Below are 23,901 nucleotides of genomic sequence, written 5' to 3' on the forward strand. Positions count from 1 at the left end.
CAAGTTTTGAATTAATTTTTAATACATCTTAAAATTGCAATATGCTTTAAAACAGGGTGAATGATGTGAAACGTTTCACCATCATCAGGATTTTGTTTTCTAATTTCACCTTTTTGAATCAAATTATTTTGTAAGACTTTAACAAGTGTTTCAGATCTTATGTGCGCATCATATACTTCATCAATAAATGGATAGTCGGGTTTTGAAAATTTTTTTTGGAAAATTATGTTTCCAGTATCTATATTTTTATCCATAAAATATGCTGTAACTCCTGCAGAGTCTTCATTGATTATGCTATAGTAAAAACACGTACTACCCCTATAATTTGGCACAATTCCAGGATGCAGATGAACAAACTTTGGACCCGATTTTAGAATGTCTTCCCTTAAAATGCCCCCTCCTGTAAAAATAAAAACATCCGTATTTGATTTTGACAAGTATTCTACAAGAAGAGGATGGTTGATATCAACAAAATTAAATTCATAAAAATTTAGATTATGCTTTTTCAATGTGGATTTTACTGATTTGGAGATATCAAATCCTAATTCTTTTGATTTGGTAACAATTTCACTAGAAAAGTGAGGTTCAATTCTATCATCATTCATAAATAAAATTTCATCAATAAAAATTTGATTTTTTAAAATTTTTTGTAGATATGCCTTTGATCTTTCATCAGGAGTCAAAATAATTCCTAACTTCATATGTTTATTCCTCTCCCTTTACAAAGTTTATCAATGTATTCTATTTCTTTTGTAATAAGATAACAAAAGAGATTTTGATCTTCCTCTAGAATTTTTGATACTTGTGAACATAAAATGTCATTAATTTTCAAAAAAGTATTAAGATATTTTAATGAATAATTTTTTTCATAATGATCTATGCAGAGCAATCCGAATAACATATAATTTTTTAAATTTTGAAAATTTTCTGATAATTCTTTAAATTCTGAATTATACTCAGTGTACAACTTCTTTTTAATTTCAAATTTCTTTAATAATCTATCAAACTGAATTTTTTGATCATCTTTATTTGATTGGGATAAGAGAACAGACAGAAAGTCAAACAGTTTAAATTTTTTAGGATTTGGCCATTCTAAATTTTTAAAATCTATAAAAAAATCATTAAGCTTAAAATCCTCAAAATTTTCTTTTTCTAACAAATCCAATCTACTTTTTTTGTAAACCTTGAGAAATTCTATTCCTTCAAAAGGGGTTTTTTGATATTTTTGTGGTTTACTCAAAAGATCATTTTTTGAGTAAACATATTCTGTAATCATATTTCTAGACTATTTGATATATCCTAATGATTTTAGAACTTTTTTTTCTTCTAAAAATTCGTTATTATTCTTGGTTTTTATAATGATAATCTGTTTTTGATCACAATCAAGTATTATTTTGCTACTTTCAAGAAGGGTCTCATACAAAATTTCTCCACATCCTATAGCTGCAGGAATTCCTAATTCTGCACACCTAATTGCCATATGGGATGCAACACCACCATATTTTGTTATCAGACCTGTAATGTCATTCATAAATATCCAATCAAAACCTGGATCTGCATTTTCAATTACAACAATTTTTTTTGAGACATCATAAGATGAAATTTTTTTATCTAAAACAATAATGTTTGAGGTAATCTTTTTTCTTGTAATAAAATTTGGCTTTGAAGCAAAATAAGAAAACATTTCAAAATTCTCATCAGAATTAATAATTGGCGGAAGTTGTATAAAATCTGTTATAGTTTTGTTATTTTTTTGAATAAGTATTTTCTCTTTCCATTTTTTTTCTAATTCACGCTTTGTTAATTTTTTATAAGACAGTATTGATTCAAAATTTAAATTAGAAATATCTTCTCTTGAGAATCCTAAAATTTGTCCAGATTTTGCAATTAATTCTAATGCATCACTTAGATTACGTGTGAATTCAAATTTGATGTGTTCTCTCATTGAGATAGAAGATTTTGCAAAAGAAAAAAATTCTGAAGGGTTGAACTTTAATCCATGTTTTGAAAATGTTTTTGACAATTTAGGTTCAATAAATTTTTTATTTGAATTTGGATATTTTATGAAGTGAAAATTTGAAATTAATTCAGGATTCTCATCATATCTTGGTGCAGTAATATCATATGTTCCTGATCTCAAATGACCATATTTTTCCATAAGTTGCTTTAATGAGATTTTTTCTCGAGAGTAAAGCGAAAAATCTTTTCGTAAATTTGTTAATGGTGATTGGATCGACTCCAAGAAAATTTCATATTCTGAAGATGAAATTGATCCATTTTTTACCAGACTTTTTAACAAGATGGATGCAATAAAGGCGGTTCTGGCAATAGATGAAAAATGCGCGGTGCCATATAATCTACAATCTCTCAATAGTCTAACTGCTGCATCCAACAGTTTACCATAATCCTTAGAATTGTTTACCGTTTTGAGAATTTCTGTTCTATTTTGAATCATTGTAGAATAATCTAGTTCTGCTTTTTTCTTTATTTTTGAAAAATTGATTATAATATCATTTGTAAAATCTATCAATTTATTTTTTATTTGTTCAATCTCTTTTTGTTCAAATTTAGAATTTTTTAATTCTGATAATCTCTTTGAAAGTGAAAAATCATAACAAGTAAACAAAATTTCGAATTCAACTTTATCATGTAGTTCTGGATGAAGTTGTAATTTTGATATGTAAAAATTCATCAATTTCTTTCTGAGCTTTTTTGGGATATTATCTGGAATTAGTGAATTGAAACTTGCTTGTATATCGACATAGGGTTTGTTTCCAAATTTTTTCATAAGTGGGCATGGATTGACATCTTGATATCCCAATAGTTTTCGTCCCTGATGCCATGATTTTTTCATTATAAGATAATCATAAAGAGAATAATCTAATAGATTTGGATTAGGTCCAATAATTTCTGAAGGATTCCAATCTGCCATGTCTGAAAAAATCATCTTTTTTCCAGCAATATTTTTTGAAAATTTCATAGTTGAAAACTGTTTTTTACATTTTAAAATGGCTTTTCCAACCAATCTTTCAATATTAGGAATGGAAGTTTTTTCAATAAATGTAATTGGTCTAACTTGAAAAATTATTATTTTATCATTTTTATCAATTCCAAATTCGATATCAAGTTGTGAAGATTTGGTAATTGTTTCAATTTCTTTTATTGCAGTTAGTAAATTTTTCCAAGTTTTGGGTAATGAATTTAAGGGTTTTTTTCTGAAAATTGCTATACTTTTTGTATGTTTACCTGAAGTTACAGATGTTGTTGAAGAACCTAAATCATAATTTATCAAATAATATGGGGAGCCTTTATTACCTGTTTTTGTAAAAATGACTCCACTTAATTTAATATTTGTTGTTTGCTTTTGTGCAAAAATTTGATTTGTTTCTTTAGAATTGTTTTTTTCCAGATATGAACGAATTACTGAGTTTATTGCATTTTTAACATTATTTTTATCAGTTGGAAAAACATCTAATATGCTGAGAAAACTTCCTGCTTCAGATTTTTCAAAAGAATCTTCTCCTTCAGCAGAACTTCTAATAATTATTTTTTTGTTTTTAAATTTTGTAGAAATATAATCAAGTAGTTTATTTTGATTATTAGTCCAATCTGAAATTGTAAAATCAACAAATGGTTCAATTCTAGATTTAGATAATTTGTTTTGTAGAAATTTTAAGGTGTTAACTTTGGTTGTAAAAAGTGGAGATGTTTTGTTCATAAAAATTCCTTATTCAATTATTAGAAAATTTTTTACATTTAAAACTGTTTGAACCCAACTTTGAAAGTTTTTGATTAGAATCTTCATTAAGTGGTTTTATATTATAAATTGAAATTTTTAGGAATAAGAATTTGGCAACAATTGCTGAAAATGGATATTTTAATGTCAAATAAACTGAATTTTCAAATTAATTATTTTCATAATTGCCTTGAATTCTATTAATTGACAGGAAAAATCCTGCTTGGATAGTTTCTGCGATAACTAGAGCAGCAGCAATACCATAGACGCTAAAAAGATCTCCTAAAAGGAAAATCAATGGTATTTGAGTAGCAAGATAAAGGATTATACCTATAATTACAAATTTGCTTTTTTCAATTCCTAAAAATTTTGAAATAAACATTGAACTAATAGATCTAGGAATTATGGCAATACTAATTATCTGAATTATTATTACAGCCTCAACATATTGTGGGAAGAAATATGGTACAATTATTGGAGAAAGAATAATTCCAATGACTCCAAATATTACACTAATTAATACAGTAATTTTTTTTAATTGTGGTTTAAAGGATCCACTAGCGTCTTGAGGCAATGTATATTGAAGAACGATACTTGGAAGTATTGATAACAACATCAAAAATTGAAGTCCTAATTGATAATTTCCTAATATTGCAAATCCCAACATAGGTGCAATAATTAATTTATCAATATTTCCTGCAAGTGATTTTGTTATATCTACACCATAACTATTCATCATAAATCCAATTCTAGGTTTTATTACTGAAAAGTCAACTTTGTTTTGCTGTATTTTTTGAATTAAAATAAAAAGAAATGGGAAAAAGGATAATGCTAATCCTAGAATAATTCCAAATGTATCCATTACAAAATAAATCGGTATTGCAAACGATACAAGAAGGAATTTTTGTAAAATTGCAATTTTAGAATATTTTTGATATTTTTTTTCACCAAGCAATTCTGCCTGAACGATATTAAAAATTACATAGCCTATAACATAAAGACTTACTGCAATATTTTCTAGAATTAAATAAATAACAACTGCACTAACTAAACTGATTGTAATGGAAAGAACAGATAATACAGGAACTATGTTTACTTTCTTGGCAGTATAAACGGTGGTTGTATAACCAGAACCAATTGAAGAGAAAACTCCAGCAATAATTCCAATTGCTAGTAAATAACTCACTTCTCCGTATTTTTCTTCACCTAATAATGAAGCAACATAAAACCAAAAAATTGCTGAAATGCCACTTCCTATTACATTTGCTGCACCTAAGGATGAAAGATCTTTTAGTCCTGAAAAATTTTTAATTTTATCAAATACCATATGTAACTAAAAGGAATATTTGTTATTGATAAAGTTCTAGATTCCATTATATGACAAATTTGATAATTTTTCCTAGATAGTTTTAATTTAGTATTCAATAGTAACTTCATTAACAATTTAAAATACTACAATTAGGGTTCTGTCAACTTGGCATCATATATTCTAAGTGTCAAAATTTGTCGGGTGAAAAATTAGGCAGCACCGTACTAAATTTTTCTTATATGTGGAATTAAAGTCATATCTATTTTCAAGTCATGTTCCTCACAAAATTCATTGGTCGCTATTGTTTCACCGGAGTAAGGATTATTCGTATCTTCATACTCATCAAATAACACCAATCCATTATTACTTAATCTTGGATATGAAAACTCTAAACTGATCTTTGTACTTTTGTATATATTACAATCAATAAAGACAATCGAAAATTTTCTATCTGACAATTTTTGGTTAAGTGTATCTTCAAACTTTCCTTGAATTAATTCAACCTTGTCAACAACATCATATTTTTTTATTCTATTTTGTACGTCCTCAAAGTTAAGATCCTTGTATCTACCAACTCTTTTTTCTCCAACAGTTGCCTTTAGTTCTATATCTTCATATGGATAACCGTAAAAAGTATCACATGATATTACTTTCCGTTTTGATTTTATTTGTTTTAAAAAATGCCCCAACACTGTACTAAATCCACCATATTCTGCACCAAGTTCTAAAATATCCCCCTCAATATCTTCAGTATCTAAAATGAATTTACAAAAACATGCAACATCAATTGCCTCCTGTGAGTCCCTCAAATCATAATGATTCAGGTTGTACCATTCCAACAGTTTTTGAATTTCAGGATCAAAATTTGACGCTATTACTTTTGTTTTGAGTCGGAACAGTTGTTTTTTGATTAACGGTACTGATCCTAGTGGGCTTGTGGGAAGAAATTTGAAGTATTTTTTTCTTAGAGAATGGTAAATGGGTTCAGATTTTTTTAATATGATAATAACTAGTTTGGAAATCACCATCAGTTTTCTTACCTTATCTAATTCTTATTTTAATAATAATATTTTCTAACATCATATTAAATTAAATCAGATAATCCACTACTGTTAGGACTACTTTGACTCCGTCAGAGCAATTTGCACCAATAATTAGTATTATTTTCCTATTTGTCCTCTTTCGTAGGGGGCAATTAAATATGAGCTTGGGTATTTTTTGTACATTTAGATACCATGATCAACGTTTTTTGACGTTGAAAATTTCTGACGAAAATTTGACAGTTCCACAACTAGTAATATTTATTCACCCATGTGTTAGTACTGATATGAATTTGAAAATTGCTATAGGAATACCAGCATTTAATGAGGAAAAAAATATTGGGAGAATAATTTCAGCATTGGAAGAATTTGATTATGAAATAATAGTTTGTGATGATGGATCTTTGGATCAAACAGGAAATATCGCTGAAAAGATGGGCGCAATTGTAGTAAAACATGAAAAAAATAAAGGATATGGTGCGGCCATAAGAAGTATCTTCACTAAAGCAAAAACAATTGATAGTGATATCTTGATTACATTTGATGGAGACGGACAACATAATGTATCAGAAATTAAAGATGTGTTAGAACCATTAATTTCAAAAAAAGCTGACATTGTGATTGGCTCAAGATTTTTGGGCGAAGGAGAAAATAAAATTCCAAAATATAGAAAAATTGGAATAAAAGCTATAACGAAAGTTTCGTCATTATCACAAAATTTAAACATTAAAGATACTCAAAGTGGGTTCCGTGGGTATAACAGAAAAGCTTTAGATGAAATTAACGTTACAGAAAATGGAATGGGAATTTCAACTGAAATTCTTATGAAAGCATCGAAAAAAGATCTTAAAATTATTGAGGTTCCAATTATTATAAATTATGAAGGAGAAACATCTACACACAATCCTGCAAGTCATGGCATATCAGTAATTATTAGCACAATGAAATTTACAGCACTAGATCATCCTCTAAAATTTTATGGGATTCCAGGAACAATTTTTTTGATTATAGGTTTATTTTTTATAGTTTGGACATTACATGAATTTTCATTACATAGAGTGATTATCACAAACATAGCACTAATTGCAGCTGGGACAACAATTATAGGCATAATTTTCTTGTTGACATCGATAATTTTGTATTCAATGGTTAGTTTGATAAGAGAGCAGAAATGAAAATCTTTTTCGATATTATTTTAATAAAAATTTAGAAAAATCAGAAATGTGATGTAAAAGTTGTCTAAAAAAAATAATTCAGAAAATGGAATAGCACAAGATTTTAAAAAAAATAATTTTACAAAATATCAGTGGGCTGTGGTCATAACAGCTATATCTATAACAGGATTTTTTCTCAGAATGTATTATTCACCATTTGAAATTCCAATTATATTAGATGGGCTTTTATTTTTTTGGTATGCAAATGATATTTCAATTTTAGGAACATTACCATTAGACTATTCTCCAGCAAATAATGGATGGCCAATATTTTTATCATTATTTTTCCATGTATTAGATTCAAATAATTTTATGGATTATATGGTAATACAAAGACTTGTTAGTATAATATTATCAGTTTTAACAATAATTCCAATTTATTACCTTGGAAGAAAATTTTTTTCACAAAAATATGCTTTTGTAGGTTCTGCAATATTTGCATTTGAACCTAGAATTATTCAAAATTCATTTCTAGGAGTTTCAGAGTCATTATTCATTCTTTTAGTAACTGTATCAATTGTATGTTTTTTATCTAAACGAAAAGAGATAGTTTTTCTTTCTTTTCCAATCATATCACTTGCTACAATAGTACGTTCCGAAGCAATTGTCATGATAATTCCTTTTACAGTTATGTATATCATTAAATTCAAAAATTCAAAAAAAGCAGTATTACAGACTCCCATTCTGATATTTGTTTTTATTTTGATAATATTGCCTATTTCAACCTACAAAGTAGAAGTAAATGGCAGTGATGGAATATTATCAAGAATTCCAGATTTGAATTTAGATGCAAGTAAATCAATAACAATACAAAAAGAATCTCAAACAGAAGAACTACAAAATATCTTTACTTTAATTGGATTGGCATCTATTCCAATTTTTATATTTCTTGTACCATATGGATTTTTTAGAATTTTTCAAAAGAAAAAATTTGAGAGTGTTGAAATCATGGTAATTTTGTTTTTTCTCTCGATCCCTGCAATTTATTCAATTTCATTTTTACCAGATACAAAATATTTGTACGTACTTTATCCTATTTTATGTATAATTTCAATATTTTCGATCAAGAAATTTTCTCAATATTTTTCACACAAAAATTTAGTGATAGTAGTTATTCTAAGTCTTATTTTAATTTCTTCAATTTCTTTTCTAGAAATAAAAAAGACGGATAAACAACATATAGTAGAAGTTTTAGAAATTGCAGAAATTATTTCAGGAAATACAAAAATAACTAATCAGTTTCCTCCAGAATCAGGATATTTACCAATTTTAGGTATGAAAGAATTAGAAGAATTTCCAATTTTAAGAAGTGAGTTTGTAAATAGCGGAGACAATATGAAATATTGTTTTAATATTCATAATTGTGACTATTTTGTCGGAATAATGCAGGATGAAAAGCTTGGAATAAAAGAATTTTTAATTAAATATGAACAACAGGGAATAAGTCACCTTGTAGTTGACGATAAAGAGGAAAGAAGGGCAAAATTCATAGAAAAAATTTTTCAAAATGAGAATGAATTTAAATATTTAACAAAAATTTATGATTCTAAAGAACATAATTTTGAATATAATGTAAAAATTTTTGAGATAGATTATGAAGAATTCAAAGAGGGTTTAAGATAGTTTAAGACTTAAACATATAACATATGAAAAGAATTTATGAAATATCTTGTTACTGGGGGATTAGGTTTCATAGGTAGCAATATTGTAAAATTACTTGTAAAAAAGGGAAATAATGTAGATGTTATAGATAATTTACACACGGGGAAACGAGATAATATCAAAGAAGTTTTTGATAAAGTCAAATTTGTTAAAATGGATATAAGAGATAAAGAGAGTCTAGACAGAATTGATAAAGATTATGATGGAGTTTTTCATGAAGCAGCATTGACTGCAGTTCCAGAATCATTTGAGAAACCTAAAGAGTATTATGAAGTAAATGTAATTGGAACAAAAAATATTTTTGAATTTGCAAAAAAAGAAAATATTCGTGTGGTTTTTGCAAGTAGTTCAAGCATATATGGTAATCCAAAAAATATTTCCATAAAAGAAGATACAGTAAAAAAACCAATTAACCCATATGGACAAACAAAAGCAGAAGTTGAAAATCTTGCAACAAAATTTTCGAAAGAAAATCTACCAATAATTGGTTTACGATACTTTAATGTATATGGAATTGGTCAAACAGGTTCTTATGCAGGAGTAATTACCAAATTTCTTGAAAATATTAAAAATAAAAAACAATTTGTAATTAATGGAAATGGAGAACAAATAAGAGATTTTATTCATGTTAATGATGTTGCTAAGATAAATTTAGTTGCAATGGAGAGTAGGGTTAAACATGGATTTTTTAATGTAGGGACAGAAATTCCAACATCCATTAATGATTTAGCTGAATTAATGATTGAATTATCTGGTCACGACCAAGGAATTATACATGGGCCCACACTTGAGGGAGATGTTAATTTTAGTCAAGCAAATATGGAATTAACTAAAACGTTACTTAATTGGAATCATGAAATAAATCTTAGAGATGGATTAAAAAAATTAATTCAGAGTTACTTATCAAAATAAAAAACTAGTATACAGTTTTTAAAAATTTAATTATTTCTTGCTTAGAAATGGGTTTTTGGTTTTTAAAGTATGTTGAAATATTTTTTGGTTTTTTAGAACCAACATATTTTTTCGGATCTATTGATTCAAACATTTTAGGAATTATAAAGAAATTTTTTGTTTCTAACGCATGATTCATTTCAAAATCTGTGAGAAGGTACTCAGTTAATTTTTCTCCAGGTCTAATTCCTATTTTTTTAGTTTTAATTTGATTAGGTTTGAATCCATATTTTGGACCTACAATTTCTTTCATAGCATCAAAAAGATCATTTAGCCTTAAAAGAGGCATTTTAAGAACAAAAGTTTCTCCACCCCTAGCTATTTTTGTTGCATTAATAATCAAATTTACAGCATCTTCTTTAGTCATGAAATATCTATTCATATGTTCATCCGTTAATGTTAGCGGTCCACCTTTTTGGATTTGTTTTTCTATTCGTGGTAAAATAGAGCCTCTAGTATGAAAAACATTTCCAAATCTAACAGATGCAAAAATGGTTTTTGATTGCGAATGAAAAGATTCAGCAGAAAATAATTTTTCAGATAGTAATTTTGTTGCGCCCATTACGCCTATAGGATTTACAGCCTTATCAGTACTAATACATATTACATTTTTCACATTTTCATGAATAGCTGCTTTAGCAACATTGTTTGTTCCTAAAATATTTACAGTTATAGTTTCTAACGGATGAAGTTCACATCTATCTACATGTTTAAGTGCAGCTGCATGGAAAATTATATCACAATTTTTTACTATATTATTGATTTTTTCACTGTCTCTAATATCACCAATTATGTATTCAATATTCTTGAATTTTTCAAATTCTAACTCCATTTCATATAATGCATTTTCATCATTACTGAATACTTTGATATGCTTTGCACCATCAGAAATAGATCTCTTAACTAGAGCCTGTCCTATAGAACCTGTTCCACCAGTTACAAGAATATTTTTTTTATTTAGAATTGATTGCAATTATTTTTTACAATAATTTTGAATTAATAACTATTGTTCTTTTTTGGTTTTTATGAAGAAAGTAATTTTTCATAAATTTCTACATATTTTGGCCCTACAACTGACCAATCATGATTTTTAATTTCATCTAAAGCATTATTCTTCAGTTCTTCCCTTTGTTTTGGATTATTCATTAATTGAATAATAGCATTCTCTAATTCTTTGGAATTTTCAGGTTTTATAATAAATGCATTTTTCATATGAGATAAAGTATCTTTAGCACCACCAACATTAGTACATATAATCGGAGTTCCACATGCCATAGATTCCAACAGAGTATAACTTAATCCACCTTCCATTCTAGATGGTTGTATTAACAAGTCAGAGCCACGAATTATAGATAAGGTGTTTTCTCTGTTTTGATATCCCAAAAAATGGATGTTTTTTTGTCGCCTTGATAATTCTTTTACTTTATTCTCTTCCACACCTGATCCTAAAATTAAAAGATGAATGTCTTGAGGTAATTTTTCTGCCATCTCCAATACTTCAAGAATACCTTTTTCTTTTGATAATCTAGCAGCGTAAACAATTTGCCTCTCAAATTTTCGATTAGATGTTTTTGAGATTGCTTGCAAATCCAATGCATTCGGAAGAAAAAATGTATCTATTCCTTTTTGGGAATAATAATCAAGCATTTCTTTAGAAGAAACTGTTATTGCATCAACCCAGTTTAATGCTTTTCCTTCATAATCTTTTGCTGCATCTCCAGCAGTTTTTCCATGAAGAACATTTACTTGTTCATGATGAATTCCGTGTATTGCCAATAATTTTTTTCCTGAGACATTTTTCATTGCAAACGCAGATACAACATTTTGAGCATGTACTAGATCATATTTTTTAGAAAATTTTGTTTTTAAAAAAGAAGATATCATAAAGCTAGGATTTTTTAATTTTCGTATAGGAATGGTAAATGTATTTTCAGAAGATATTATGTCTACTTCATGTCCATGATTTTTTAAAAATTTTGTAAGACCTTGCACATGTCTGGCAACACCACCAATCCCTTCTTGAGTTGGAGAAATGATCAGAATTTTCATTGTTCAAAAATTAAGTTTGAACTTATTAAGGTCTTGGATTAAAAAATTCTATTACATTGTAGCTTGTGCTGCTTGGTGGAACATCTCACTCTTAGCACACCCTGCTGCAAGTTCATCACCTGCACCACGTCTCATAAGACCTCTGTATAGACCATCTTCGAGTTTTACGCCTTCTCTCTCTTCCCATTCTTCAACAGTAATAGAGTACTTCTTTTGAATTCTATCTCTATACCATTCAGGAATTACATTAAATGCACAAAATGGTACAATTCTAAGATCAGGAGTAACATAGTGAATATCACATCTTTGTAGTCTTTCTAGATCTTCATTGTATTTATCTTGGAAGTGCATCATACCAAGGAACAATCCTTTGACGTGCCAGGAACCAACTGAATCAAATGATCTCTTCATCAAAATGTTACCAAACATCTTTGCCAAGTCTAATCCTGCTGGTTGCTTCTTTGAATCAACAAATCCTTTGAGTTTTCTTACAACTTCAAGCATTGTAAAGTACTTGTTTTTACCAGAACGAATTTCTTCGGCTTTATCTTCAAATAATTCTAACATTCCTTGAATATCACAGAATTTTGTTAATGGAACAAACTTCTTGGTCTCTTCATCTTCAAAGATGTATGTTCCTGCACCACAAGCAAAGTGAATTGATAATTCGTATTTTGGTTTGCTTGAGAATGCTTCAATTACATTTGTTAATGGCATGCAACTTGGTACTGGGAACCAATCATCAACAGTTACCTCACCATTTGTTTGCTCTTCAATTCTTTGAATACAATCAGGAACTGTGATTCTATATTTTTCACGTTCACTTTTACCCATTCTACCAGTTAATGATACTGGTTGGAAGTTTACAGCATGAACTACATCCATGTTCTTTTGAGCATATCTAATAATTCCACCTAATTCGTGATCATTGATTGATTTGATTACTGTTGGAACAAATACGACAGTTGTTCCTGTCTTTCTACAACTATCAAGTGCATATGGGATTTCCCAGTGATTCTTTGGGTTTGTTCTTGCAGTTACACCATCAAATGAAAGATACAAGTTGTTACATCCTGCAAGTCTTACTTCACGTGCTGCTTCTGGATCCATTGCATGTCTAATTCCATTGGTGTTCATCTGAATATGATCAACACCTTCTTCTTTCATAATTTTGATAACATCAGCAATATCTTCTCTAAGCATTGGTTCACCACCAGTAATTTGCATAGAATTTCCTGGAATTGGTCTTTCTGCTCTTAGAGTTTTCATCATACCTCTGATTTGAGTATGATCTGGTTCGTACATGTAAGCACCTTCTAGACCTTTCTTTACATAAAAGAAACAATACCAACATGTCAAATCACATCTGTTAGTTACGATCATGTTTGCTAGTCCACTGTGAGACAAGTGATTTGAACACAATCCACAGTTATTTGGACAAGAACATTTGTCAATCATTACGTTTGGAGCATGAGCACCTTTGCCATCCATCCAGTATGTACTAAATTTTTTGTATAATTCGTAAGAGCCAAAGTATAATTCCTCACATTCGCCGTGAGTTGGACAAACTTTAGACATGAAAACTTTGTTATCTCTCTCAAAGACCTCTGCATCCAAAATCATGTTACAGTCAGGGCATATACTTTGAGTGAATCGAATTGTAGATTTTTTACCTAAATTCTTGGTAGTTTGATTAGATATTTGAATCAGAGCCATGTCTACTATGGGCATTTTTCTGAAATGGTATATAATGCATTTCATACTTGGCCTCGGGTGGAATTTAGGAAGCAGGCATACGTGATTTAAATATCAAAACTGATCGATTAGATCGGATGAGCATATCAGATAAGACTAGAAAAGCATTAGAAAAAATAGGTCTGACAAGTTATGAGATTAGAACATTTTCTGCATTACTAAAATCAGGAGAATTAACAGCATCAGAGCTCAGTCAAAAATCAGGAGTGCCATATTCAAAAATTTATGAAGTTCTAGGAACTCTAGAAGAAAAAGGTTGGATTGGAACAGACGATTCAAGACCAACTAAATATTTTGCAAAATCACCATCAACAGGATTAGAAACTACAAAGCAAAAAATGGAAAATGATTTTTCAGAGAATCAAAGTGTTATTCTAAATGAACTAGTTCCATTGTATGAGAAAAGCGGAACCAGTGAGAAACCAGATATTTGGGTATTATCAGGTGCAATAAACATTGCAGCAAAAATTCTAGAGATGGTTGAAACGTGTAGAAACGAGGTGATGATTGCATTACCTGAAGCTGGTGAAGAACTGGTAAAGCAAGCATTACCAAAATTAAGATCACTACATGACAAGGGAGTAGAAATCACAATTCTTACATCAGATAAGATGGACAAAGAATACATCAAAGCAATAAAACGAGTTGCAACAGTAAAAATCAAGAAAGGTTTGTTTGGCGGAGGAATAATTTCAGATAAAAAATATGTTGTAATATTATTGGGTCCAGCAGTTGCTGCTGAAAATTCTTCAGATGTGGTTGCAATTTGGGCAGATCATGCAGGATTAGCAGGATTTGCACGTCAATATTTCGAATATTTATTAAAAGATTCAAAGAAGGTATGAATATGGATACATTAAATGATGAAGAGACTCTATTTGTAGGAACAGCAGAAGCTGAACACGTAGAGATGTATCTCAAAGCAATTTGGCACATCAAAGAAAGAGGTGAAGATGTCAAAATTAGCACCATTGCAAAAATGCTCAATGTCAGACAACCAAGTGTAGTCCAAATGCTAAAAAAACTAAACAGTAAGAATTTGGTAACTTACAATAAAGCAGGAGTCAAACTTACAAATGAAGGTCAAGCAATTGGTTCTAGCATGATGAGAAACAGCAGATTATTAGAAGTTCTAATGGATAGTGCACTAAAAGTGGATATTGATGAGGAAATGGTATGCGGTATTGAACACCATATGAATAAACAATTCACAGATGCATTATGTACAATGTTAAAGCATCCAAGAAAATGCCCTCATGATCATGATATTCCAGTTGGAGAATGTTGTAAATCAGCTTCTTCACAGTAACATCCCAAAAGATATATCATCTTAGGAATTAGATTAAACATGGCATGTTTTTGTGGATGTGAAACATATGAAAAAAATGATAATGGATTCAAAATTGCATGTGTAAAGTGTGGACATGGACCTCAAAATCATGATGAGGAATTTAGAGCCGCAGCAAGAAAGAATGAATCACAAAGTCAGAAACGTGATGCAGATTTCGGATAGAAAATTATTCACCGATTATTTTTACTAAAACTCTTTTTGGTCGTTTTCCATCAAATTCTCCATAGAAAATTTGCTCCCACGGACCAAAATCTAGTTCACCATTTGTAATTGCAACAACTACCTCTCTTCCCATGACTTGTCTTTTTAGATGAGCATCTGCATTATCTTCTCCAGTATCATTGTGTCTGTATTGATCAACTGGAGTATGCGGTGCTAGTTCTTCAAGCCATTTTTCATAGTCATGAAGTAATCCACCTTCATTGTCATTGATAAAAACACTAGCAGTAATATGCATCGCATTGACAAGGCACAAACCTTCTTTGACCTTGCTTTTGTTTACTAGTTCTCTAATTTCAGGGGTAATATTGAGAAATCCTCTACGAGATTGTACATTAAAGGTAAGATATTCAGTTAGTGAGTTCATAATTTACCTAAGTGAAGCACCAATTAAAATCATAGGCAGGCTCAGAACTCAAGATCCTCATCATCATTTCAAAGGGATAGGTTCATCACCACCTGCAAGTCATATTTGAGGCAGATTCCTATTGAGTCTTTCAAGAAGCTTGATAAATGGCCAATAGATCATTCATTCAAAATGGTTGCAATTGACACTCCAGCATCAGTAGAAAGTTTTAGAAGATTTATCATCTCTAGCACATGCAAATCTTATGCTCCAAGAAGTTATTTGGATGATTCAGAAGTATTTGCTGAAAGAGAAGACAGTTTAGGTGCAATTTATGTCGAAGCAGCTGATAAAGTAACATTGAAAAAAATTAGAGATATCACATTTGTTAATGCAAGAGATATTCTAGGAATTATTTATAATTCAAAAAGTGGTAATACATCTCTCAAATGGCGTCAATTAAAAAGAAACCATGGTAAAGTAACCGGAGAAGCATCTGCAAACTCTTTAACAAATTTAGCAGAATCAGGAGTTCTTACTTTGGATTGGGTTGAAAGTTATCTAAAGAAAAAATCTGAAGAAAAAACTAACGAAGTAGCAAACTAAACTGTTTTCTCTTTAGACTGGAATAACAATATGATTACAAAGAATATTGATGAGAATTTAATTTCTGTCATCCCAGAAGATTCAGATGATCTTTTGAATTTACGTAGAATAATTAAACAAAATGATAAAGTGATTGGAGATACAACGAGAGTACTAAAACAGGATAAAGACTATTCAAGACCAGATAAAGGAGAACGAGTTAAAGTCAGAATTGCATTAACTGTAGAAAAAATTTCACTTGATGATGTGTTAGATAGATTAAGAATCGGAGGAATAATTACTGAATCAAGTAATGAATCAGTACCACATGGTTCTCATCATTCATTTATCTTAAAAATTAATGATGGAATTACAATCTCAAAGAAAAAATGGTTACCATTTGAAAAAAATCTTTTAGAATCAAGTAACAACCAAGTTGGATTTGTGTTAGTAGCAATAGACACAGGAGATAGTGGAATCGCAAGATTACGAGGAACACATTTAGAATTTATGCCAAATATCTATTCAGGCTCTGGTGGAAAGAGATACAAAACTAATTTTAACATTGAAAAATTCTTTGAACAAGTACAACAAGCAGTTTCAACTATTCTCAAAGAAGGAGACACAATAGTAATTTTTGGTCCAGGAGAAACAAAAAAGCGATTTGCTAATTTTATTCAAAAATCTCAAAATTTACAAAAATTCAAAATTCAAGTGGTTGAAGGAATAGATTCTGGAGGCGAAGATGGAATTTACACGTTTACAAAATCAAATACAATGAAAGAGATAATGTCAGACAGTAAATTGGCAAAAGTATCATCAATTATTGACGAAGTAATGCTTCTTGCAAACAAAAAAAGCAAGAAATTCACAATGGGTTTTGATGAGACATTTAATGCAAATCAAATGGGTGCAGTTGAATCTCTCATTTTTTCAGATAAAGCAATTCAAGATGACGAACAAAAAATGATAGATTTTCTAAATGATGTTGAGAGTAAAGGAGTGAAGATGTATGGTGTTGACTCTTCTACAGACATAGGTTTGAGAGTAACAGGTTTGGGCGGAATTGTTTCCTTGTTACGATATTCAATAGAATCCTAAGTTGTAGAGTCTATTAACCAATCAAGATAGGGTTTGTTAATTGAAGTCACATCTATTTCAGCAATTTCTGGAACATCATATGGATGAGTTTCCTTAATTTTTTCTTTAAGTAATTTCTTATTTTTTGATGTTGTTTTAAAGATGGCAATGTATTCAGAGGTATTTTCTATTTTTTTATTCCAAGAATAGATTGAAGATATTTTAGAAATATTTACACATGCAACTGTCTTATTTTTTACAAACATTTTTGCAATTTTTGTAATTGATTTTTTATCAGGATAAGTTGAGATGATTACTGTTGGTTTCATAGTAACCGATAAATGTCCGTACCTTAAAAAAATTACAATTAATTTGGAACTTGATTTTATTACTCAAAATTCGATTATCTATGTATTAATGGCATGGGTAATTATCGTCATTGTTGCCAAGGGATTAAAGTTAGAAAAACATGGTTTTGAAATAAAGGCATATAGTCTAACTTACAAAAATAAACAAGTCAATTCAGTATTGTTAAAACTTCTTAGTCGGACAAGAAGAGGAATTAGAGTTTTTGCAGATGTAAGTGTAATTTCAGGTTTCATTATGATGGGTTTTGCATTTTGGTTTTTGCTAAATAATGTTGCAAATTTTTTTGTTGCACAAACAGAATTTTCAGAATTAACTGTTCTTATTCCAGGAGTTACATTAACTTCAGCAGCATCAATTACATACTTTTTACTATCAATTCCAGTTGTACTAGTAATACATGAAGGAGCACATGGTATTGTTGCAGCATTAGAAAAAATTAAGATCAAAACAGGAGGCTTTGCAATATTTATTGCAATGTTTGCAGGTTTTGTTGAACCTGATGAAGAAGAATTTAACAAAGCAAAAAAGATTTCAAAACTTAGAGTTATTGGAGCAGGGGCAACATCAAATGTAATTTTTGCATTTGTTTTAGGAGCAATTTTACTTACAAATCCATTTTTTGCAATGGTTTTACCTGAACCACTCTTGAGTGTATTTTATGAATTACCGGAAGGAGTTCTAATTCTCTCAATCATTGAAAATTCAGGAGCAGAACAAGCAGGACTACTTGCAAATGACATCATTACGTCAATCAATGATAAACCGATTCTGAGTCCGGTTGATTTCCCCAGTTTGAATCCAGGAGATACAGCAAGTGTTTCCATACTTAGAGAAGGTCAACCATTAGAATTTAGTCTTGAAGTAATGCCAGCACCAGACGATCCAGAAAGAGGATTAATTGGAATTATGAGAGACAATTCATTTGCATACAAACCAGTAATGAATTTCATTGAATGGAACGACCCAAATGTTTCAATGTTCCTTCTATGGCTTTGGATGATATCATTTTTCATCGGAATAATCAACATGCTACCACTACCTATCTTAGATGGTGGAAAATTCATTCATACAATTATTGATAAAAGAATTTCAGAAAAAGCAGTTAATGGTGTAATGTGGGGAATCTATGCATTCACTTTTGCATTATTTGGTCTGAATATTGCCCTGTCATATGTAAAATCTGGTTGGTTCACAATATAGAAAATACCTAAAGAATCATTAATGAAAAAAATTATCCAAACTCATGAAATGTGATGGATGTGAAAATTCAGCAGTTTATACTAGAAAATATTCTGGGCAAAAACTCTGTTCAGAATGTTTCTCAAATTCCATTGTAAGAAAGACTGCAAAAACCATTTCCAAACACAAAATGATCAAAAATAATGAATTAGTAGCTGTTGCCGTGTCTGGAGGAAAAGATTCTCTTGCACTATTGAAAATAATTCACGAAATGTCATCGACTCATAATTTTAGAATTAAAGCAATTACTATTGATGAAGGCATTCCAGGATATAGAAATGAAGCATTAGAAATTGTTGAAAAATTTTGTGGAGAGTTAGGTGTTGAACACAAAGTTTACTCTTACAAAGATCTCTTTGAATTAACACTTGATGAAGCATTGGATTTGAGAGAAAATGAAAAAACATCATCATGTTCAATTTGCGGAACTTTAAGAAGAAGAGCAATCGATCATGCTGCAAAAAATATTGGTGCAGATGTTATTGCAACGGGACACAATCTAGATGACACATTACAAACATTTGTCATAAACATGCTTTCAGGAGATACTAATAAAATTGGATGGATGGATCCTGATACATCTTCAAATTCGTTAAGAAAAATCAAACCATTTTGCGAGATATATGAATCTGAGATAGTGTTTTATGCATTTACAAATGATATTCCATTCCAATCAGAACCTTGTCCTCACATGAATGAAGGAATAAGAACAGAGATTCGTGAATTTCTAAATTCGTTAGAAAAACAACACAGTGGAATTAAAAATAATTTGTATCAATCAATTCTCAGAGTATCAAGTATAGTAAAAGAAACAAACTACAAAGAAAAAACGATTTGTGAGAAATGTGGTAGTGACTGTACAGGAAATGTATGCTCAGTTTGCAACATGGTGTTGAAGTTAAAAGAGAATCAAACCTAATGCAAATATAACATACTTTGTTTTAGAAAAATTGGTAGTAGGTAGGATCAGGGTGCCAGCCGTGCCCTATTCTGAAACCGGCTATATGCAGAGATCAGTAACTGTTGGGTAAATCTCTAGATGGGTAATTCCCGCTTGGTGTGCGGAAATGAAATCACGCCGAGGCGGGTGGTTGCAGGACTAGAATTATCCGAAGGGATGACTTCTAAGACCGAACCATCGAAAGGGATGAGGTCCGGGAGGGAGCAATCCTAAGGTGGAGCATCCACGCTTCCTCGTCAACGTGGCGGATCTTGTACGCCTTGAAATGGGGCTATTCGTCTAGACTGGAACCAACAGATCTGCTACCATTTATTATTAAACACAAATTTACAAGATCATGGAAGGAATAATTTCATTTGGAAACAAAAGAAGTTATGAGGATTTTAAAAAGCAAATTCCTCCTCAAGTAATACCATTGTTTAATTCAATTCGAGAATTTTGTTTTGATTTAGGAGAAAATGTGGTTGAAGATGTTAGAATGCACAGAGTTGTTTTTTGTAAATCCATAACATTTCGATGGTTTACAGATGTAGAACCCCAAAAAGAAGGAGTTGTGATAAAAATTCAAAAAAACAGAAAAGACCCTATAGAAATTATTCAAATCAATAAAAACCAGCAAATTTCTGAATTTGGAGATTTAATTAAAGAAGCATATGAGCAAATTCGCTAATACAAAACATCAAACTTTGAGAATTCGCCAGAAAATTTTTCATTTCGGATTTCTACATCCCCAACTATTGCATTTGCAGGTCCAGCATGAGCCCATTCAACTAATCGACTAACATTTTCTTCATTACCTTCTAAAACGGCTTCAACACGACCATCTTTGAGATTTTTTACCCATCCAAAAACATCGTTTTGTATTGCTTTTGTTTTTAAGGTCTGGCGAAAAAAAACACCCTGAACTCTACCTGTTACAAAAAGCCTAATTCGTTGATTTGACATTCAACAAAGATTTCAGAGAGCTATTAATCAATTTTAGGTTAAAGAAAAAACTACTTTCTTTCTTTAATTCTAGCTCTACCAGTTTTTCTTGCAGCAATACTTCCGACTTTAGCTCCTGGAGGAGCGTCTCTAGAAACAGTAGAACTTTGTCCAACATGTTGATGACGACCACCACCGTGTGGGTGAACATAAGCTGCTTGAGCAACACCTCTGACTATTGGGTATTTCTTTCCTTTAGCTTTGAAGTTTCTCCATTTTCCACCTGCACTCATAAATGGTCTTTCACTAGCTCCACCACCAGCAAGAGTTCCAATCATGGCTCTATTTTTTGGATTTAGAGTAGTAAATTTTCCAGAAGGAAGTTTAACAGTAACGCCCTCATCACCGTGAGAAAAAACAGTTGCATCAGTTCCGGCAGATTTTACAATTGCACCGCCATCACCAAAGTGTTTTTCAATATTACATACAATAGTTCCATCAGGAATATTTTGAATACTAATTACATTTCCTTTTTCAATTTTTGATTTTAATCCAAATTGTAAAGTTTCACCAACTTTTGCACCAAGAACTGCCGGAACAAAAGATACCGAACCATCTTCAAATCTAACTTTAGCTAAAGGTGCTTCTCTGCCACGTTCATGAACAAGGTCAATAATCTTGCCTTCATGTTGTTCAGATAGTGGGAAACGAGGATAGTTTGCTTTAACACCTACTTTACCAGTAGAAGTAGATCTGAATTGATTGCCTCCACGGCCACGTCTTCTTACTAATGGTCTCTTACCCAAAGTTGATCGTTTCCTACGTAAAGAGGATTTTAAGCTTGTGATTTTTACCTGTCATTTGAAGAAATTACCACAAAGGTATAAAAATTAGACAGAGGGCATTTGTGTATGAGTCAAAATGCTCTTTCTCTCAAAGTTCTAGAGGCATATACTAGAGATGTTGGAAGAGGAGTAGCAAGAATTGATTATGATTCAATGGACACATTAAATGCATCAACAGGTGATGTTATAGAAATTAAGGGTAAAAGACGAACAGTTGCAAAATGTCTTCCATTATATCCATCTGATGAAGGAAAGGGAATTATCAGAATTGATGGGCTAGGAAGAAATAATTCAGGAATTGCAATTGGAGATACAATTTCAGTAAGAAAAATCAAAGCAGTTGCTGCAGAAAAGGTTGTAGTTGCTCCATTAGAAGCAATTCCTCCAATTGATGAAAGATATCTTGCAGATGCTTTAGAAAGTGTTCCTTTGATAAAAGGAGATAATGTTATGGTTCCATACTTTGGGGGACGTTTAACTTTCCAAGTAATTGGCGTTACCCCAGCTGCTGATGCAGTTTTGATTACTCAAAAAACAGTTTTCCATATTGCAGAAAAAGGAGAGACATTACGTGGAGTTCCACAAGTAACCTATGAAGACATTGGAGGTTTAACTGATGAAATAAAGAAAGTAAGAGAAATGATTGAACTTCCATTAAGACATCCTGAAATTTTTGAAAAATTAGGAATTGAAGCTCCAAAGGGTGTTTTATTGTATGGTCCACCGGGAACAGGTAAAACATTGCTTGCAAAAGCTGTTGCAAATGAAAGTAATGCACATTTTATCAGCATTTCAGGTCCAGAAATTATGAGTAAGTTTTATGGTGAAAGTGAAGCTAGGTTAAGAGAAATTTTCAAAGAAGCAAGAGAAAAAGCTCCTTCAATTATCTTCGTTGATGAAATTGATTCTATTGCACCAAAAAGAGAAGAAGTTACTGGAGAAGTTGAAAGAAGAGTTGTATCTCAAATGTTATCATTAATGGACGGATTAGAAGCCAGAGGCAAAGTAATTGTAATTTCTGCAACAAACAGACCAAACGCAATCGATCCTGCTCTTAGACGACCTGGTAGATTTGATAGAGAAATTGAAATCAAAGTGCCAGATAAAAAAGGAAGAAAAGACATTCTTGCAATTCACAGTAGAAACATGCCGTTATCAGATGATGTCAACATAGATAAAATTTCATCAGTTAGTCACGGATATGTCGGTGCAGATTTGGAATATCTATGTAAAGAAGCAGCAATGAAATGTTTGAGAAGATTATTACCCATTCTAAATCTTGAAGAAGAAAAGATTCCACCTGAGACATTAGATAAATTAATTGTAAATCATGAAGACTTTACCAAAGCTTTGATTGAGGTAACACCATCTGGAATGAGAGAAGTATTCATTGAAAATCCAGATGTGAAATGGGATGAAGTTGGTGGTTTAGAAGATGTTAAACGAGAATTACAAGAAGCAGTTGAATGGCCAATGAAATATCCAGGTCTTTATGATAAATTAGGACACAGTATGCCTAGAGGAATATTACTTCACGGTCCAAGTGGTACAGGTAAAACATTGCTTGCAAAAGCTGTTGCAACACAAAGCGAAGCAAACTTTGTTTCTGTTAGAGGTCCTGAATTATTATCTAAATGGGTAGGGGAATCAGAAAGAGGAATTAGAGAAATTTTCAAAAGAGCAAGACAGTCTGCACCATGTGTAGTTTTCTTTGACGAAATAGACTCTATCGCACCAATTAGAGGAGCAGGTGGTGAAACTGCAGTAACTGAAAGAGTTGTCAGTCAATTACTTACAGAGTTAGATGGAATGGAGAATATGCATGGAGTTGTTGTTTTAGCTGCAACAAACAGAGCAGATATGATTGATCCAGCATTATTGAGACCAGGCAGATTTGATAAAATTATTCAAGTACCAAATCCAGATAAAGATAGTAGAAAGCGTATTCTGGAAATTAATGCCGAAAAGATTCCTATGGGAGATGACGTAGATTTAGATAAGATTGCAGAAGCTACAGATGGAATGAGTGGAGCTGATACTTCATCTATTGCAAATACAGCAGTTTCATTAGTTATTCATGAATATCTAGACAAACACCCAGATGTCAAAGATGTTGAAAAAAGTAGTATTGATGCCAAAGTTACCATGAAACACTTTGAAGAAGCAGTAAAGAAAGTAAGAGAACAAAAAGACCTCAAGATGGGCGAAAAACTGGTAGCATCTTACTACAGATAGAACTAAAAATCACATAATAATAACAGATATT

At 30.9% G+C, this 23,901-nt stretch carries 24 protein-coding genes and 1 other RNA gene; 13 read left to right on the forward strand and 12 right to left on the reverse strand.

Features of this window, described 5'->3' with window-relative positions; all coding sequences use genetic code 11:
• Positions 1 to 11: 11 nt before the first annotated feature.
• The 5 genes from Nisw_RS04310 to Nisw_RS04330 all read right to left on the reverse strand — a co-directional run bounded on the left by Nisw_RS04310 (position 12) and on the right by Nisw_RS04330 (position 6,073).
• On the reverse strand, positions 12 to 701 hold the full coding sequence (locus Nisw_RS04310) for a formyltransferase family protein (protein ID WP_141976820.1): 690 nt from the start codon (positions 699 to 701) through the stop codon (positions 12 to 14).
• Positions 698 to 1,276 carry a hypothetical protein gene (locus tag Nisw_RS04315; protein WP_141976822.1) on the reverse strand — a complete coding sequence of 193 codons (579 nt, stop codon included), beginning with the start codon at positions 1,274 to 1,276 and terminating at the stop codon, positions 698 to 700. Before Nisw_RS04315 ends, Nisw_RS04310 begins: the two co-directional genes overlap by 4 nt.
• Before the next feature lie 9 nt (positions 1,277 to 1,285).
• Positions 1,286 to 3,718, reverse strand: a complete 2,433-nt coding sequence (locus Nisw_RS04320) for a PEP-utilizing enzyme (protein ID WP_141976824.1) — start codon at positions 3,716 to 3,718, stop codon at positions 1,286 to 1,288.
• Positions 3,719 to 3,905: 187 nt separating this feature from the next.
• Positions 3,906 to 5,063: a lipopolysaccharide biosynthesis protein gene (locus Nisw_RS04325; protein WP_141976826.1), complete on the reverse strand. Its 1,158-nt coding sequence runs from the start codon at positions 5,061 to 5,063 to the stop codon at positions 3,906 to 3,908.
• Between the two features lie 206 nt (positions 5,064 to 5,269).
• On the reverse strand, positions 5,270 to 6,073 hold the full coding sequence (locus tag Nisw_RS04330) for a TylF/MycF/NovP-related O-methyltransferase (RefSeq protein ID WP_141976828.1): 804 nt from the start codon (positions 6,071 to 6,073) through the stop codon (positions 5,270 to 5,272).
• Between the two features lie 227 nt (positions 6,074 to 6,300).
• Between Nisw_RS04330 and Nisw_RS04335 the strand changes: the two genes are divergently transcribed.
• From Nisw_RS04335 to Nisw_RS04345, 3 genes are read left to right on the forward strand one after another with little or no spacing between them, the layout of a single operon-like run.
• The gene (locus Nisw_RS04335; protein WP_255430855.1) at positions 6,301 to 7,260 is read left to right on the forward strand and encodes a glycosyltransferase family 2 protein; all 960 of its coding nucleotides are present in this window, start codon (positions 6,301 to 6,303) and stop codon (positions 7,258 to 7,260) included.
• A 60-nt stretch (positions 7,261 to 7,320) separates the two neighbouring features.
• Positions 7,321 to 8,922, forward strand: coding sequence for a glycosyltransferase family 39 protein (locus tag Nisw_RS04340; protein ID WP_141976830.1), 1,602 nt, complete (start codon positions 7,321 to 7,323; stop codon positions 8,920 to 8,922).
• Positions 8,923 to 8,958: 36 nt separating this feature from the next.
• Complete coding sequence (locus Nisw_RS04345; RefSeq protein ID WP_141976832.1) at positions 8,959 to 9,873, forward strand: NAD-dependent epimerase/dehydratase family protein; 915 nt, start codon at positions 8,959 to 8,961, stop codon at positions 9,871 to 9,873.
• Between the two features lie 4 nt (positions 9,874 to 9,877).
• Here the strand turns inward: Nisw_RS04345 and Nisw_RS04350 are convergent, their stop codons facing one another.
• From Nisw_RS04350 to tes, 3 genes are read right to left on the reverse strand one after another with little or no spacing between them, the layout of a single operon-like run.
• Positions 9,878 to 10,885: an SDR family NAD(P)-dependent oxidoreductase gene (locus tag Nisw_RS04350; RefSeq protein ID WP_141976834.1), complete on the reverse strand. Its 1,008-nt coding sequence runs from the start codon at positions 10,883 to 10,885 to the stop codon at positions 9,878 to 9,880.
• A gap of 50 nt (positions 10,886 to 10,935) precedes the next feature.
• Positions 10,936 to 11,961 (reverse strand): glycosyltransferase family 4 protein, encoded by a 1,026-nt coding sequence (locus tag Nisw_RS04355; protein ID WP_141976836.1) that lies wholly within the window; start codon positions 11,959 to 11,961, stop codon positions 10,936 to 10,938.
• 51 nt (positions 11,962 to 12,012) lie between these two features.
• On the reverse strand, positions 12,013 to 13,677 hold the full coding sequence (tes, locus tag Nisw_RS04360) for a tetraether lipid synthase Tes (protein WP_185736683.1): 1,665 nt from the start codon (positions 13,675 to 13,677) through the stop codon (positions 12,013 to 12,015).
• 116 nt (positions 13,678 to 13,793) lie between these two features.
• On the opposite strand from tes, the gene Nisw_RS04365 reads away from it, so the two are divergent.
• Genes Nisw_RS04365 through Nisw_RS09145 form a run of 3 tightly spaced genes read left to right on the forward strand, consistent with a single transcriptional unit; the run spans position 13,794 to position 15,229 of the window.
• Positions 13,794 to 14,561, forward strand: coding sequence for a TrmB family transcriptional regulator (locus Nisw_RS04365; RefSeq protein ID WP_048071334.1), 768 nt, complete (start codon positions 13,794 to 13,796; stop codon positions 14,559 to 14,561).
• Between the two features lie 2 nt (positions 14,562 to 14,563).
• Positions 14,564 to 15,025 carry a metal-dependent transcriptional regulator gene (locus tag Nisw_RS04370; RefSeq protein ID WP_141976838.1) on the forward strand — a complete coding sequence of 154 codons (462 nt, stop codon included), beginning with the start codon at positions 14,564 to 14,566 and terminating at the stop codon, positions 15,023 to 15,025.
• 39 nt (positions 15,026 to 15,064) lie between these two features.
• Complete coding sequence (locus Nisw_RS09145; protein ID WP_185736674.1) at positions 15,065 to 15,229, forward strand: hypothetical protein; 165 nt, start codon at positions 15,065 to 15,067, stop codon at positions 15,227 to 15,229.
• A 4-nt stretch (positions 15,230 to 15,233) separates the two neighbouring features.
• On the opposite strand, the gene Nisw_RS04375 is transcribed toward Nisw_RS09145, so the two are convergent.
• Complete coding sequence (locus tag Nisw_RS04375) at positions 15,234 to 15,653, reverse strand: secondary thiamine-phosphate synthase enzyme YjbQ (protein WP_141976840.1); 420 nt, start codon at positions 15,651 to 15,653, stop codon at positions 15,234 to 15,236.
• Between the two features lie 171 nt (positions 15,654 to 15,824).
• On the opposite strand from Nisw_RS04375, the gene Nisw_RS04380 reads away from it, so the two are divergent.
• Together Nisw_RS04380 and Nisw_RS04385 are read left to right on the forward strand one after the other, a co-directional pair.
• Complete coding sequence (locus Nisw_RS04380; protein ID WP_141976842.1) at positions 15,825 to 16,238, forward strand: hypothetical protein; 414 nt, start codon at positions 15,825 to 15,827, stop codon at positions 16,236 to 16,238.
• Between the two features lie 30 nt (positions 16,239 to 16,268).
• Positions 16,269 to 17,318 carry an mRNA surveillance protein pelota gene (locus Nisw_RS04385; RefSeq protein ID WP_141976844.1) on the forward strand — a complete coding sequence of 350 codons (1,050 nt, stop codon included), beginning with the start codon at positions 16,269 to 16,271 and terminating at the stop codon, positions 17,316 to 17,318.
• On the opposite strand, the gene cutA is transcribed toward Nisw_RS04385, so the two are convergent.
• Positions 17,315 to 17,626: a divalent cation tolerance protein CutA gene (gene cutA, locus Nisw_RS04390; RefSeq protein ID WP_141976846.1), complete on the reverse strand. Its 312-nt coding sequence runs from the start codon at positions 17,624 to 17,626 to the stop codon at positions 17,315 to 17,317. The genes Nisw_RS04385 and cutA overlap by 4 nt on opposite strands.
• Before the next feature lie 88 nt (positions 17,627 to 17,714).
• Here cutA and Nisw_RS04395 point away from each other — a divergent pair, with 88 nt between their 5' ends.
• The 4 genes from Nisw_RS04395 (at position 17,715) to Nisw_RS04410 (ending at position 20,536) form a co-directional block, all read left to right on the forward strand.
• The gene (locus Nisw_RS04395; protein WP_141978501.1) at positions 17,715 to 18,866 is read left to right on the forward strand and encodes a site-2 protease family protein; all 1,152 of its coding nucleotides are present in this window, start codon (positions 17,715 to 17,717) and stop codon (positions 18,864 to 18,866) included.
• Between the two features lie 43 nt (positions 18,867 to 18,909).
• A complete protein-coding gene (locus Nisw_RS04400; protein WP_141976848.1) occupies positions 18,910 to 19,824 on the forward strand; it encodes a TIGR00269 family protein in 915 nt (304 codons plus the stop codon).
• 35 nt (positions 19,825 to 19,859) lie between these two features.
• Positions 19,860 to 20,171: signal recognition particle sRNA (ffs, locus tag Nisw_RS04405), an RNA gene on the forward strand.
• A gap of 32 nt (positions 20,172 to 20,203) precedes the next feature.
• Positions 20,204 to 20,536, forward strand: coding sequence for a DUF5655 domain-containing protein (locus Nisw_RS04410; RefSeq protein WP_141976850.1), 333 nt, complete (start codon positions 20,204 to 20,206; stop codon positions 20,534 to 20,536).
• On the opposite strand, the gene Nisw_RS04415 is transcribed toward Nisw_RS04410, so the two are convergent.
• Both Nisw_RS04415 and Nisw_RS04420 read right to left on the reverse strand, forming a co-directional pair.
• The gene (locus tag Nisw_RS04415; protein WP_141976852.1) at positions 20,533 to 20,811 is read right to left on the reverse strand and encodes an acylphosphatase; all 279 of its coding nucleotides are present in this window, start codon (positions 20,809 to 20,811) and stop codon (positions 20,533 to 20,535) included. The two genes, Nisw_RS04410 and Nisw_RS04415, sit on opposite strands and share 4 nt — an antisense overlap.
• Positions 20,812 to 20,861: 50 nt before the next feature.
• Positions 20,862 to 21,596, reverse strand: coding sequence for a 50S ribosomal protein L2 (locus Nisw_RS04420; protein WP_141976854.1), 735 nt, complete (start codon positions 21,594 to 21,596; stop codon positions 20,862 to 20,864).
• Between the two features lie 105 nt (positions 21,597 to 21,701).
• Here Nisw_RS04420 and Nisw_RS04425 point away from each other — a divergent pair, with 105 nt between their 5' ends.
• Complete coding sequence (locus tag Nisw_RS04425; protein WP_141976856.1) at positions 21,702 to 23,870, forward strand: CDC48 family AAA ATPase; 2,169 nt, start codon at positions 21,702 to 21,704, stop codon at positions 23,868 to 23,870.
• Positions 23,871 to 23,901 lie beyond the last annotated feature (31 nt).

Source organism: Candidatus Nitrosopumilus sp. SW (assembly GCF_006740685.1).
In the GTDB taxonomy this organism is placed as follows: Archaea; Thermoproteota; Nitrososphaeria; order Nitrososphaerales; family Nitrosopumilaceae; genus Nitrosopumilus.

Coding starts and splice junctions, on each gene's coding strand:
- Nisw_RS04310 (WP_141976820.1), bottom strand. CDS start 701: ATGAAGTTAGGAATTATTTTGACTCCTGATGAAAGATCAAAGGCATAT.
- Nisw_RS04315 (WP_141976822.1), bottom strand. CDS start 1,276: ATGATTACAGAATATGTTTACTCAAAAAATGATCTTTTGAGTAAACCA.
- Nisw_RS04320 (WP_141976824.1), bottom strand. CDS start 3,718: ATGAACAAAACATCTCCACTTTTTACAACCAAAGTTAACACCTTAAAA.
- Nisw_RS04325 (WP_141976826.1), bottom strand. CDS start 5,063: ATGGTATTTGATAAAATTAAAAATTTTTCAGGACTAAAAGATCTTTCA.
- Nisw_RS04330 (WP_141976828.1), bottom strand. CDS start 6,073: ATGGTGATTTCCAAACTAGTTATTATCATATTAAAAAAATCTGAACCC.
- Nisw_RS04345 (WP_141976832.1), top strand. CDS start 8,959: ATGAAATATCTTGTTACTGGGGGATTAGGTTTCATAGGTAGCAATATT.
- Nisw_RS04355 (WP_141976836.1), bottom strand. CDS start 11,961: ATGAAAATTCTGATCATTTCTCCAACTCAAGAAGGGATTGGTGGTGTT.
- tes (WP_185736683.1), bottom strand. CDS start 13,677: ATGGCTCTGATTCAAATATCTAATCAAACTACCAAGAATTTAGGTAAA.
- Nisw_RS04365 (WP_048071334.1), top strand. CDS start 13,794: ATGAGCATATCAGATAAGACTAGAAAAGCATTAGAAAAAATAGGTCTG.
- Nisw_RS04370 (WP_141976838.1), top strand. CDS start 14,564: ATGGATACATTAAATGATGAAGAGACTCTATTTGTAGGAACAGCAGAA.
- Nisw_RS09145 (WP_185736674.1), top strand. CDS start 15,065: ATGGCATGTTTTTGTGGATGTGAAACATATGAAAAAAATGATAATGGA.
- Nisw_RS04375 (WP_141976840.1), bottom strand. CDS start 15,653: ATGAACTCACTAACTGAATATCTTACCTTTAATGTACAATCTCGTAGA.
- Nisw_RS04380 (WP_141976842.1), top strand. CDS start 15,825: ATGGTTGCAATTGACACTCCAGCATCAGTAGAAAGTTTTAGAAGATTT.
- Nisw_RS04385 (WP_141976844.1), top strand. CDS start 16,269: ATGATTACAAAGAATATTGATGAGAATTTAATTTCTGTCATCCCAGAA.
- cutA (WP_141976846.1), bottom strand. CDS start 17,626: ATGAAACCAACAGTAATCATCTCAACTTATCCTGATAAAAAATCAATT.
- Nisw_RS04395 (WP_141978501.1), top strand. CDS start 17,715: ATGGCATGGGTAATTATCGTCATTGTTGCCAAGGGATTAAAGTTAGAA.
- Nisw_RS04400 (WP_141976848.1), top strand. CDS start 18,910: ATGAAATGTGATGGATGTGAAAATTCAGCAGTTTATACTAGAAAATAT.
- Nisw_RS04410 (WP_141976850.1), top strand. CDS start 20,204: ATGGAAGGAATAATTTCATTTGGAAACAAAAGAAGTTATGAGGATTTT.
- Nisw_RS04415 (WP_141976852.1), bottom strand. CDS start 20,811: ATGTCAAATCAACGAATTAGGCTTTTTGTAACAGGTAGAGTTCAGGGT.
- Nisw_RS04425 (WP_141976856.1), top strand. CDS start 21,702: ATGAGTCAAAATGCTCTTTCTCTCAAAGTTCTAGAGGCATATACTAGA.